Origin of the sequence: Verrucomicrobium sp. BvORR034, from assembly GCF_000739635.1 — a bacterium.
Lineage (GTDB): Bacteria > Verrucomicrobiota > Verrucomicrobiia > Verrucomicrobiales > Verrucomicrobiaceae > Verrucomicrobium.
The window spans coordinates 119,418-131,926 of sequence record NZ_BATQ01000133.1; the positions used below are offsets into that span (position 1 = coordinate 119,418).

General features: G+C 60.7%; 7 protein-coding genes. 1 reads left to right on the forward strand and 6 read right to left on the reverse strand.

The window, feature by feature from the left end:
* Window positions 1-427: 427 nt before the first annotated feature.
* The 6 genes from BV034_RS22695 to BV034_RS22720 all read right to left on the reverse strand — a co-directional run bounded on the left by BV034_RS22695 (window position 428) and on the right by BV034_RS22720 (window position 10,825).
* A complete protein-coding gene (locus tag BV034_RS22695) occupies window positions 428-2,305 on the reverse strand; it encodes a KUP/HAK/KT family potassium transporter (RefSeq protein ID WP_050029254.1) in 1,878 nt (625 codons plus the stop codon).
* 109 nt (window positions 2,306-2,414) lie between these two features.
* On the reverse strand, window positions 2,415-4,289 hold the full coding sequence (locus BV034_RS22700; RefSeq protein ID WP_063768866.1) for a KUP/HAK/KT family potassium transporter: 1,875 nt from the start codon (window positions 4,287-4,289) through the stop codon (window positions 2,415-2,417).
* 147 nt (window positions 4,290-4,436) lie between these two features.
* Window positions 4,437-6,656 carry a SulP family inorganic anion transporter gene (locus BV034_RS22705; protein WP_050029256.1) on the reverse strand — a complete coding sequence of 740 codons (2,220 nt, stop codon included), beginning with the start codon at window positions 6,654-6,656 and terminating at the stop codon, window positions 4,437-4,439.
* Window positions 6,657-6,813: 157 nt separating this feature from the next.
* A complete protein-coding gene (locus BV034_RS22710) occupies window positions 6,814-8,361 on the reverse strand; it encodes a DUF4126 family protein (protein ID WP_050029257.1) in 1,548 nt (515 codons plus the stop codon).
* Between the two features lie 88 nt (window positions 8,362-8,449).
* Window positions 8,450-8,683 (reverse strand): hypothetical protein, encoded by a 234-nt coding sequence (locus BV034_RS22715; RefSeq protein ID WP_038166944.1) that lies wholly within the window; start codon window positions 8,681-8,683, stop codon window positions 8,450-8,452.
* A 534-nt stretch (window positions 8,684-9,217) separates the two neighbouring features.
* Window positions 9,218-10,825: an ABC-F family ATP-binding cassette domain-containing protein gene (locus BV034_RS22720; protein WP_050029258.1), complete on the reverse strand. Its 1,608-nt coding sequence runs from the start codon at window positions 10,823-10,825 to the stop codon at window positions 9,218-9,220.
* A gap of 200 nt (window positions 10,826-11,025) precedes the next feature.
* On the opposite strand from BV034_RS22720, the gene thrC reads away from it, so the two are divergent.
* A complete protein-coding gene (thrC, locus tag BV034_RS22725; protein WP_050029259.1) occupies window positions 11,026-12,384 on the forward strand; it encodes a threonine synthase in 1,359 nt (452 codons plus the stop codon).
* Window positions 12,385-12,509 lie beyond the last annotated feature (125 nt).

The following is a 12,509-nucleotide window of genomic DNA, read 5'->3' on the forward strand; positions in this document are numbered from 1 at the left end:
GTGAAAAGTGGTCTTACCGTGACTACTGGTGGAAGCCGGACATGGTCCGCTCTTGGAATCCCGATTTCGGTGGAGATCGCTGGGGGTCATGGAACCTCTACTTTGACGTCTCAGGTCGCCTACGTGCGTGGGAGGCAGTGGAAAGCGTCTCTGCAGAACCCGTTGCTCGCACTGCTGTCTATCTTCCGGTGGCAACTTACTCGAATTGCCGCAAACGGTAGGTGTAGCTACTCCAGGCACGTCCGCGACGGCACTGAAGACATGGGGAGAGGGGGCGCCCTGCGACAAAGAAACGCATCGTCGCACGCTCTGGTTGCCATCAGGTGAATTCTGCGAAGGGTGGCGCGCTACATTCCGCCCCCAGAAGCCGGCACCTCCTAAACTCCCGGGGCAACGGGAGGCGTCGCCACAGCTTGAACCTCGCTAATCACAGCTCCATCTGGATGCCCAGCTCAATCACCTGCCGGGAGGGCAGGTCAAAATACCCAGTAGCAGGACGGGCCGCACGGGACAGGGAGACAAAAAGCTTCTTGCGCCACTCTGCCATTTTTCCCCGGCCGGTGGGCAGGAGGAGTTCTCTCGCCTGGTAGAAGCTGATGTTGCTCATTTCGTGGATCTTCTTGAACTCCAACGCATGGCAGAGATCCCGCATCACATCTGGCGACTCCACAAAGCCGTAGTGCAGCACCACGCGATGGAATTTGGGAGCCAGCTCGATGGCGGACACCCGCTTCTCCTCCTTCACGTACGGCTCCTCATGGAATTGCACCGTGAGCAGCACCACCCGCTCATGGAGCGCCTTGTTGTGTTTCAGGTGGTGCAGCATCACCAGGGGCAGTCCATCGGCCGTGCCGCTCATGAAAACGCCAGTGCCCTTCACGCGGGTGATCCGGTTGTTCTCCAGCTCGGCGATAAGGTGCTCCGTCGGCAACTGCCCCTGCTTGACCAGTCTCCACAGAATGGCCCGCCCGTCCTGCCAGGTTTTCATCACGATCCACAGCACGACAGTGGCCAGCACCGGCATCCAGGCCCCGTGGAACAGCTTCGTGAGGCTGCCTGCCACATAGGAGCACTCCAGTAGCAGGAAGGCGATCACTGGGATGAGCGCCTTCCAGAGCGCCCACTTCCAGACACGCACCGCCACGGCGTAGAAGAGGATGGTGCTCAGCACCATGTTGGCAGAAACGGAGAGCCCATAGGCGGCGGCGAGCGCACCCGAGCTCTTGAAACTCACCACCAGCGCCAGACACGCCACGCACAGTAGTGAATTGATCTGCGGCATGTAGATCTGGCCACGCAGGTCCGGGTTGGTGTGTTTGATCTTCAGTCGCGGCAGATACCCGAGCTGAACCGCCTGCTGCGTCAAGGAGAAGACGCCCGTAATCATCGCCTGGGAGGCGATAATCGTCGCCATTGTGGCCAGGATCACCATGGGAACCAGCCACCCCCCCGGCACCATGCGGTAGAACGGGTTGCCATGAGCCTCAGGGTTCGCCAGCACCAAGCCTGCCTGCCCCATGTAGTTCAGGGAAAGCGCCGGACCCGCCAACAGAAACCAGGAGCGCCGCATGGCCGTGGCACCGAAGTGACCGATGTCTGCGTAGAGAGCCTCACATCCGGTCACGCACAACAGCACGGAACCCATGATGCCCACCCCGTGATGACCATGCTCAAAGATGTAACGCACCCCGTAGTGTGGGGAGAGAGCCTTCAATGCCGCCGGATGCTGCACCACATTCACGAGCCCAATCCCGGCCAGCACGACAAACCAAACCACCATCACCGGGCCAAAACTGGCCCCAATGCGATGAGTACCATGCCGCTGCACAAAAAACACGCCCAGCAGGATCACCACCGCCACGGGCACGATGTACTGCTCAAAGTGGGGGTCGATTTCCTTTAACCCCTCCACGGCTGAGAGCACGGAAATGGCGGGCGTGATCACGCCGTCTCCGTACATGAGCGCCGCACCGAGGATGGCAAACAGCCCCAGCCACGAGATGGCCTTGGAACTGAGCCCCGCGACCGGCTGCTTGAGGATGGAGAGCAAAGCAAACACCCCGCCCTCACCCTGGTTGGTCGCCCGGGTAAGCATGAGCAGGTACTTCACCGAGACGATCAGGATGAAGGACCACAGCATCAGCGACACTGGACCGAGCACCGTCACGGGATCAGTCGCAAGGAATCTCCCCTCCCCCAGGCACTCCCGCAGTGCATACAGTGGGCTGGTTCCAATGTCCCCATACACTACCCCCAAGGCGGCGAGCGCCAGGGGCCAGCTTTTTGACGTGTCGTTGTGGTGCATAGCATTCCCGGCCCTCAAGAATTTCGGGTCCGGGAGAATTTTCTCCCTCAGCTTTGGCAGGGTGGTTTGTGAACAGGGTTCATGCCAGCAGGCCGGCGTTTTACGTCGATCAGAGTTCGAGTTGAATACCCAGTTCAATCACCTGCCGAGAAGGCAGCTGGAAGTAACCGGTGGCGGGACGCGCCACACGGGAGAGAAAGACGAAGAGCTTCTTGCGCCATGTGGCCATGCGGCCGTTGCCGTCGGTCAGCAACAACTCGCGGCTCTGGTAAAAGCTCATGTCGTTGAGCTTGGTGATCCCGCGATCCTTCAGCGCACGGCACATGTCGCGCATCACCTCAGGGGACTCACTGTAGCCGTAGTGCAGGATCACGCGGAAGAAGCTCTCGTGCAAGTCCACCACCTCCACGCGTCGTTCCGGGTCGACAAACGGCGCCTCCTCGAACTTCACCGTCAGCAGCACCGCTGTCTCGTGCAGCACTTTGTTGTGCTTCAGATGGTGCAGCAGCACCAAGGGCAGACCATCGCCAGACGACGACATGAACACACCGATGCCCTGTACGCGAAGAATCTTGCCCCGCTTGATCTCATCCACCAGATGCACCACTGGCACCAGGCTGCGGGTGACCCGCTTGATGAGGATGGCGCGGCCATCGCGCCAGGTTTTCATCAGCATCCAGAGCAGACCCGTGATGATGAGCGGAATCCAGGCCCCGTGGAAAAGCTTGAAGATGCTGCCCAGCCAGTAGCCACTCTCCAGCAGCAGGAACAAGGCGATCGGAATGGCTGCTTTCCAAGTCTCCCATTTCCACAGACGGGTCATGACCATGAACAGCAGGATGCTGCTGAGCACCATGTCAGAGGCGACCGAGAGACCGTAGGCCGAAGCCAGCGCGGACGATTCCTTGAAGTACAGCACCAGTCCGAGACATGCCACGCAGAGCAGCGTGTTGATCTGTGGCATGTAGATCTGCCCACGCACGTCGGTGGAGGTGTGCACGATCTTGAGCCGGGGCACAAAGCCGAGCTGCACCGCCTGCTGGGTGAGGGAGAAAACTCCCGTGATCATGGCCTGGGAGGCAATGATCGTGGCCATGGTGGCCAGGATCACCAGCGGGATCAGGAGATTGCCTTCCACCATGCTGTAGAAGGGGTGCTCTGCCGCTTTGGGATTGTTCAGGAGGAGTGCGCCCTGTCCCAGATAGTTCAGCACGAGCGCCGGATAGGCGACGTAGATCCAGGAGCGCTTCATGGCCTCCCGGCCAAAATGACCGATGTCCGCATACAGGGCCTCACACCCCGTGACCGCCAGCAGGACGGTGCCCATGATGTGGAATGCCTGACCGCCTTCATACCAGAGGTACTGCACACCGTAGTGAGGGGAGAAGGCCCGCAATACGCTGGGATCGCGAAGCAAATGCCACAGACCGAGTGCGGCAAGGGTGGAAAACCAGATCAACATCACCGGGCCGAAACTGCCCCCGATCCGGCCCGTGCCATGCCTTTGCACGAGGAACAACCCCAGCAGAATACACGCGGCGATCACTGGGATGACCCAGTGGGGCAGTCCAGGGCTGACCCGCTCAATCCCCTCCACCGCCGCCAACACGGAGATGGCCGGAGTGATGATGCCGTCTCCATACAACAGAGCCGCCCCTACGAGAGCGATCAGACTCAACACGCTCACGGCTCGCTTGCTCAAGCCCGCCTTCTGCTGACGGAGCAGGGAGTATAGGGCAAAGATCCCCCCCTCTCCCTGATTGTCCGCCTTGCTTAGGAGGAACAGGTATTTGATCATCACGATGATGGTCAGCGACCAGATCATCAGAGATACAGGACCAAGAACGGTGAGCGCATTCCCGGCTTCATAGCGACCATGAAGACACTCCCGCAAGGCGTAGAGCGGGCTCGTCCCAATGTCTCCGTACACCACCCCTAGGGCGAGCAACGCCAGCGTCCAGCTCGAAGATTTATGTTGTGACATTGGAGGGGTTTCGCGCGTTGCCGCGACCCATGATACGGGAAGGCCATCTATGCACCGAAGGATGATTTGTGCAAGAGGCAACCTGCACACATATTCGCAACCAATTGATTCTCAACTGCAAACAAACCCCATTGCTTCCACGGAAAATCAATCGAGCAGAGCTTTGATTTCACCATTTGCCGCCACAAGCCGTCTTGCCAGCAGGCGCAGAAGGAACTGCTGGAAGGCTGCGGCGATCTCAGGCACCTCAAGCTGAATCTGTCGCAGGGACTCTGCGGTAAGGCGATAGACCCGGCTGTCCAGATCAGCCACGACAGCGGCAGACCGTGGCGTCCCCAGGATCAAGCCCATCTCTCCCACCACCGTGCCCGCGCCCATGGAACGAAGTCGCTTCTGTTGCCCGTTGGCCAGCTCCACCGTCACGGAGATCCGCCCTCGTTCCACAAAGAAGAGACTCGTGGAGGCCTCCCCTTCCCGGCACAGGTAGGTGCCAGCCGTGACATCCAGACGCTCCAGGTACTCGACGAACGCCCGCGCCATGGTGTTGCTGCCGAACTGCTGGTTCACAAGGTCCAGCAGGCCGTTGTACTGGGTCCGTTCCCGGTCGGCATTTTCGAGGAGTTGATCCTCACACCACTCCAGCGCCCGGTCCACATCGTGAAACGTTCGGGTCCGTTCACTGCCATTGGATTCCCCATGCAACTTGTCAGCGAGAGATGCCGGCACCCGGGAGAAGAGGATCACCGAGTCCTGCTGACGGGCGATCTGCCGCATCTTGGCAAAGCTGAGTACCGACGAGGAATCCATCCCGCTAACCCGGGCAAAATCGAGGATGAGGAACTTCGCCGCCGCCTTCCCGTCGCTGCCGCGGATTTGCCGCCGGGCATCCTCAACGAGCCGGTTGGCCGTGCCAAAGAAGAGGTAGCCATGCAACCAGAAGATCTGAATCTCCCGCCCGTGCTCCTGCAGATAGCGCTCCGCCGCTGGTGACCGTTCCACATTGCTGCGGTGTTGGGAACCCGTGAGGGCGTGCTTCACCACATTGATCCGGCTGTAGTTCACCGCAAAGGAGATGGCCGCGATCACCACGCCCAGCAACATGCCTGGCAGGAAACCAAAGCTCGCCACGGCCAGGAGAATGACCACCACGATTCCATAGTCCACCCGAGAAAGACGGCTCCAGTTGAGAATTAGCCACTCATGCAGGAGGCTCAGACCGAGATAGAGCAACAGCCCACCCAACAGGGGCTTGGGGGTGTAGGAGAGAAGAGGCCACTGAAAAGCCAGCACAGCGGCGCAGACCAGGGCCACGAGCACCCCTGCCAGCCGCGTGCGGGCACCAGCCTGGTAGTTCAGGAGAGTGCGGTTGATGGAGAGGCACCCTGCCATACCGCCAGCCATGCCAGAGAGCAGGTTGCCCCAGCCGTTTACCTGCAGTTCCAGATCCAGATTGGCATCCTGGCGAGTTTTCAGTTCCAGCCCCGTCGCTGAGAGGAGGATGGTGATGGCCATTACCATTGCCAGAGCGACGAAGTTCCCCCCTTGGGAGAGAATCAGGGCCCCCAGGCTGGGATCCAGTTGCAACTGCTGCCAGGGCTCCCAAAAGGAAACCGGGACCGGCATGTCAAAAAACCACCCCAGATCCCGGGCTTGCGACACACCCACCCCACTGCCCAATGCGACAGCGTAGGCCACCCCCACCCCACAGATCACCAGCAGCGGCAGCGTCAAATAGTGAGAAATCAGGCGCGTCGCCACCAACACAACCAGCGCATAGCCCAGACCCACCAGCCAAATGGGAGTGGACGGCCCATTCATAAGAGCCGCCATCGGTTGCGCCATCAGGGCCTGCCCTGTCATCACCTTGTAAGCCCCCGTCACCAGTAGCCAGCCCGTGCCTGCCAGGAAGCCGCCCACGGCGGGATACGGAATGAAGCGAATGAAGCGACTGGCCTTGAAACGCCCCAGGAGAAAGAGAATGACGCCGGTGCTCAGGCCGCTGGTCATCACCGTCAGCCACAGCGCCGTCATTGGGTTGGTTCCTCCAACCTTGGCCGCCACAGCCGAAACCGCCACCGCAAGGATGGCAGCGGCCCGGGTATCCGGCCCCGCCACGGCAAACGGCAGCGAACTCCGCCACGCCACCGCCAGACCCAGCACGACTGCCGTCACCAGGGAACTCACCATCCCATAGCTCAGCCACGGTGTGAGGTTCCCGGAATAAACAAGCGCTGCGCACGAGATGCTGTAAACCAGTCCCACCAGGGAGGTGACAAACCCGGCCAGAAACTCTGAGGGGTGCGGCAGCTTGCGGGAAACGACGGGCGACGCGGCCGCAGAGGACTTGGAGCGTTGGGGGTGGGACATGACTGGCGGAGCTCAGCCGGCCGTCGGACCGACGGACGAGAGTCCACCACCGTCAAAACTCCGCAGCGCTGATATCCCCCTCCATATAGGAACGTGCCGCAGGTTGGGGGGCACTATTGTGCAACAAAAAAGTCACACGCCGCCACGCGGGCTGACCTTAGGGCAGCGCGGGGAACGCTGGCAGGGATTCTTTCTTGGGCTCAGTGCCTTCAGCAGGGGCGACCGTAGCGGATTTGTCACTATCTTTGGCCTCGTCCGCTCCAGCCAGTTCCGCCGATGCTGGATTGGGTGCAAGAGCAGGCAAGTCCGCCTGAATCTCCCTGATCGCGGGTGGATCATCAAGGGGACGCAACACCACTTCGCTGCTCACGCTGGGGCGCGGCATGACCAGCGGCTTCAGACTGACCGGTTCAGGCAGCTTCGCATCTGTCGTACTCTCCTGCGCTGGCGGTCCCGCGCTGGCAGTGGACGGCAAGGGCGATGAAGAAGTCAGCTTTTCCTTGCCAACGGGGGCAGAATCCGGAGCCGCCACCGCGGCAGCTTCAGGGGACGGTGCAGGAGCTGGAGCGGGAATCGACCGCATCATCGGCGAAGTGGGTGCATCAAGGTCAACGGCCGGCAACTGCCCCGTCCCCGGCTTGATCCGCTCCTGTTTGGTTCCTGAAACCACCGGTGCCTCCACCACAGGGTCTTTGGGTAGAGTAGACTCCTGAAAACGCTGAGCCAGAGATTCAACGATGTCGCCTTCTCCTCTGGGGAACCGGAAGACCGCCCGATACCCAGCGCCATCCAGCACCAGATTCTCGCTCAGAAACCGTGAATCTGCCTGGACTTCCACGCCTTCCATCGGCAGTCGGAAAACCCGGTCGCTCAGTCCTTTGCTGGCGGCGAAGTAGAGATGATCTCTTTGCCGGGTCAGCACCAGCACGCCCGGCAGATTGCTGACGAGCCCGCGCACGCCGCGGCCCTTGCCGCTCAGGCAGCGCACCGTAGCCAGCACGTCGTTCTCATCAATGCCCACCTGAAGTAGGAGCAGGTCACGAAGGTCATCGTTAACCCGCCGTTCCAGTTCCACCGGCTGGGTCAGAGCCCGGCGCATACCCGGCATGCGCAGCTTCTTCCACACCAGCCACACCGCCGCCTTCGACGCCCGCCAGAGACGGGGCAGGAGCATCCACAGGATGACCAGGATGCTGCCAAACGTGATCAGCGCCACCATGGGGTTGAGCAGTGTCAGCGCCACACCTCCGGCCACGGCCACATCTTCGGACACGCTTACCGCGACATTGCTGACGGGTTCCGGCGATTGATTGACGAGGAGTCGCGTGCCCGCCTTGGCCCCGTGCGTAGTGAGAGCAGCCCCGCCAGCCAGCAATGCCGCCGTGACCTTCACGTACAGAGGCATGTCCCCCACCGCTTCCAGGCCTAGCAAGACGCCGCCCACCGGACGGATGAAGGTGTGCACGCTGTCCCACAGAGAGTCCACCCACGGTACCTTGTCGGCAAAGAACTCCAGACAGAAGAGCAGTCCCGCGACAAACAGCACGACGGGATGCCCCAGCACCTCAAGATTCTGATGCTGGGCGGCAATATGCAGCCAGTCAAACCGCACCGCCAGACCGGCCAGCAGCACGGTGAGGTACAGGTTTACCCCCGCCAGAGAGGCGAGCCCGAGCGCGACACCAAGTTGTTCCAGGATGTGCATGGTGGAGCCAAGCTATCATGACCTCTGACGGAGCGCCAGCACCCGTGTTCAAAGACCGGGCGGGCTGAACCGGCCAGGAAGGCTCCAGTCAACCATTCAGCCACTGCTGAAACGCCGCGTCCAGGCGCTGGAGCATCTCCGCCCGGCTGCGCTTGATATCGACGAACTGGTTCCACTGGGTGGGATCCGCCGCATGTTCAGGCCCCTCGATCTCAAGGATGTACTCCTCCACGAGCTCCCGCTGGTCGGCATGAGATTCACGAAGGTACTGCCGGCATTCCTGGGCCGTTTGCTGCAGACGGTTCTTGGTTCCAAGGGCCATGAAAGAAGATCAAAGAGGAACTTCAAAATTCAAACCTCAATTTTCAAAGGTCGCACTTGGGTAACATGAATCACTTCAAGCGACAGAATCCCCCGAACCCGGAGGGCTCACCATGAATAGCCTCGGGTCGACCGAGCGTAGCGAGGGCTACCCGAGGACATCTCACATCCATGTGCTACCGCGGAGCGGTAGGCCTATCGTACTGCAAACCCCAGACCACGTTCCCGCGATGGGCCCCATTCGCCCGTTGTCCGCTATGGGCCTACCGCTGCGCGGTAGAATTCCCATACCATCCTACCATGGGTAGTCCTCGCCAGGCTCGGCCGACCCATGGCTACGCATGGCGAACCCTCCGGGTTCATGAGCCAACGCGCAAGAAAGACCCAAGACCCAAGACCCAAGACCCAAGACCCAAGACCCAAGACCCAAGACCCAAGACCCAAGACCCAAGACCCAAGACCCAAGACCCAAGACCCAAGACCCAAGACCCAAGACCCAATCTTGTTAATCTTTAAAAAATCTTGTCAATCCTGTCTACAAAACGGCCGCAGCCCTTGCATCTTCCTCCATGCCGCTCTTCTCCAGGTAGTAGTCATAGTCACCCGCAAAGGCGGTGACATGCCCGGAGTTGATGTGCAGCACCTTCGTCGCCAAAGTACGGATGAAGTGCACGTCGTGGCTGATGAAGACGAGCGTTCCCTCGAACCGCTGAAGGGCGAGAATCAGACCCTCGATGCTCCAGATGTCCAAGTGCGTCGTGGGCTCGTCCATGAGCAGCAGGTTGGGCGGATTCACGAGGAACTTCACCAGGTTCAGGCGGCTCTTTTCGCCCCCGCTCAGCACCTTGGTCTTCTTGAACACGTCCTCCCGCTTGAACAGGAAGCTGCCCAGAATGGCCCGGATGTCGTCATCCCGCAGATCCGCGGCGGAGTCACGCACCTCGTCGAGGATGGTCTTCTCCGGGTCTAGGGTGTCGGCGCGGTGCTGGGAGAAATACCCGAGCTTCGCATTCGCGCCCAGGCGGCGTTCGCCCTTTTGGAAAGGCACCACGCCCGCCATGATCTTCAGCAGGGTGGACTTGCCCGCGCCGTTCGGCCCCACCAGCACGGTGCGCTCACCCCGCTCGATGTCGAGATCGAGGCCGTTGTACACTTTCTTGTCGCCGTAGGCCTGATGGATGCCTTCCAGCCCGATGGCACGCTGGCCAATACGAGTGGGTTGGGGGAAGTTGAAACGGAAGGCCTTGCGGAGCGGCTTGGGCTTCTCGAGCTTCTCCATCTTGGCGAGTTGCTTCTCACGGCTCTGCGCCTGGGAAGCCTTGGAGGCCACGGAGCGGAACTTGTCGATGAACTCCTGAATGTGCTCGATCTCCTTCTGCTGATTGCGATAGGCCTGGGTCGCCCGTTCCCAGGCTTCCTCCTTCTGCTTCACGTGGTCGGAGTAGTTGCCCGTGTACGAGATCAGCTTGCCTTCATCGATGTCATAGGTGGTCTCGATGATCTCATCCATGAAGTCGCGGTCGTGCGAAATCAGGAGGATCGCGCCCGGATAGTTCTTCAGGTAATTGCGGAACCAGAGCAGCGACATGAGGTCGAGGTGGTTCGTCGGTTCGTCCAGCAGCAGAAGATCGGGCTCGATCACCAGCAGGCGTGTCAGGTGGGCGCGCATGATCCAACCGCCGGACAGTTCCCTGGCCGGACGGTCTTGATCAACGTCCTTAAACCCAAAGCCCTTCAGAATCTTCTTCGCCTTGGCCTCTGCCTGGGGGTTGTGCAGCGCTTCATGTTGGGAGTGCGCTTCCAGATACTCCATGGAGCTCACGTCGCCTGACGCCTCGCACTTTTTCAGAATCGCTTCCAGACGCTCCATCTCCCCGGCCTTGCCCGTGGCCACATCGAGGATGGTTTCATTGCCGGTCGGCTCCGCTTCCTGGCGCAGGTAGCCGATCGTCGTCCACTCATCGCGCTCGATCTCACCCGCATCCGGCGTGTCGTTTTTCAGGATGAGGGAGAACAACGTGGACTTCCCCGCTCCGTTCGGCCCCACCAACGCCACACGCTCGGCATAGTTGATGGTCATGGAGGCATCCTTGAACAGGACGCGGTTGTTGAAGGACTTGGTAACGTTGCGCAGGGTCAGCATGGCGGACCGTCTATGTCCGTCAAAATGGACGAAAAGCAAATGGCGAGAGCCCCGGCAGGGAAACTTCAAATCTCAAATGCCAAAATTCACACGCGCACCGACGGGAGCCTCGATAATTTCGGTCCTCTTGAAGTTTGGTATTTGAAGTTTGAATTTCCCCATTCTGAGGCACCTTTCCCGCCCCTCCGCACGCCCACCTCATGCACTACATCTCCACCCGCGGCCAAACCCGCCCGCACACCTTTGCTGAAGCCGTTGAAGCCGGACTGGCACCTGATGGCGGACTGTTTCTGCCCGACTCCTGGCCGGACATCAGCACCAAACTGGCCGGGTGGGCCACGCTCTCCTACGCTGAACTGGCGGCAGAGTTCTTCACACTTTTTGGCCCCGATATCCCGCACGAGGAATGGCTGAGCCTGACCACGCAGGCCTATGCGCGGTTTGACTCCCCGGATGTGGCTCCGCTGAAGAAGCTGGATGATCGCACCTTTGTTTTGGAGCTTTTCCACGGCCCGACGCTGGCGTTCAAGGACTTTGCCCTGCAGTTGCTGGGGCTGCTCTACAAGCGCCAGGTCGCGCACACCGGCCACCGTCTGGCCGTGCTGGGAGCCACCTCTGGCGACACGGGTTCCGCCGCCATCCACGGCTGCATGGGGCAGGAAGGCATCAACATCTTCATCCTCTATCCTCAAGGCCGGGTGGCCCCTCTTCAGGAGCGCCAGATGGCCTGCACCGGCGCAGCCAATGTCTTCGCGATCCCGGTGCCGGGCACCTTTGATGACGCCCAGCGCATGGTGAAGGAGACCTTTGGCGACACCGCTTTTGCCGCTTCCCAGCACCTCTCCGCGGTCAACTCCATCAACATTGCCCGAGTACTCGCCCAGTGTGTGTACTACATCTGGGCCTGGCTTCGTCTGCCCGAAGAAAACCGCAAGAACGTGGAGTTCGTGGTGCCCACCGGCAACTTTGGCAACGTGCTCGCAGGCTGGATGGCCCACCGCATGGGCCTGCCGGACGTCGGCTTCCGCGTGGCGACCAATCAAAACGACATTCTGTACCGCTTCTTCACAAAGGGCGAATATATACCCGGCGAGGTCCAGCCCAGCTTCGCTCCGAGCATGGACATCCAGGCGGCGTCGAACTTCGAGCGCTTCCTCTACTTCCTTCTGGATGAGGACCCGGAGAGTGTCCGTGATGTGATGGGCGCCATGAAGTCCGGGGCTCCGGTGCTACTTCCTTCTCCCGAAGGCACCTTCCGCGCCTCCCGCATGGCGGACGACGGCATCGCGCAGACGATCGCCCGCATCTGGCAGCAGTATCAGTATGTGGCGGATCCGCATACTGCCTGTGCCTTCACCGACATGGCAACGGATCGCACCAGCGTCGTGCTGGCCACCGCCAGCCCGGCGAAGTTCCCCGAGGTGGTGACCCAGTCCACCGGTCAGGAGCCGCTGCACCCCACTCTGGAGGTGCTGAAGGCGCTGCCCCTGGTGACAAATCCTCTCCCCGCCGATGTCGAAGCGTTGAAGGCGTTCATTACCGCACATCACGCGGAGTAGCAGGGACGCAGGAGAAGGCAACCCTGCCGAAAGCGTCGGCAGGGTCCAACGCGCTGGGTTTTTGCAGCCTGACCGCCTGAAGGCGGAACTCCAACCCTGCCTGCGAAACGGAGATGGTTGGAGTT

Excerpts from the sequence above, each read along its gene's own strand:
- BV034_RS22695 (WP_050029254.1), bottom strand. The coding sequence starts at position 2,305 with ATGCACCACAACGACACGTCAAAAAGCTGGCCCCTGGCGCTCGCCGCC.
- BV034_RS22700 (WP_063768866.1), bottom strand. The coding sequence starts at position 4,289 with ATGTCACAACATAAATCTTCGAGCTGGACGCTGGCGTTGCTCGCCCTA.
- BV034_RS22705 (WP_050029256.1), bottom strand. The coding sequence starts at position 6,656 with ATGTCCCACCCCCAACGCTCCAAGTCCTCTGCGGCCGCGTCGCCCGTC.
- BV034_RS22710 (WP_050029257.1), bottom strand. The coding sequence starts at position 8,361 with ATGCACATCCTGGAACAACTTGGTGTCGCGCTCGGGCTCGCCTCTCTG.
- BV034_RS22715 (WP_038166944.1), bottom strand. The coding sequence starts at position 8,683 with ATGGCCCTTGGAACCAAGAACCGTCTGCAGCAAACGGCCCAGGAATGC.
- BV034_RS22720 (WP_050029258.1), bottom strand. The coding sequence starts at position 10,825 with ATGCTGACCCTGCGCAACGTTACCAAGTCCTTCAACAACCGCGTCCTG.
- thrC (WP_050029259.1), top strand. The coding sequence starts at position 11,026 with ATGCACTACATCTCCACCCGCGGCCAAACCCGCCCGCACACCTTTGCT.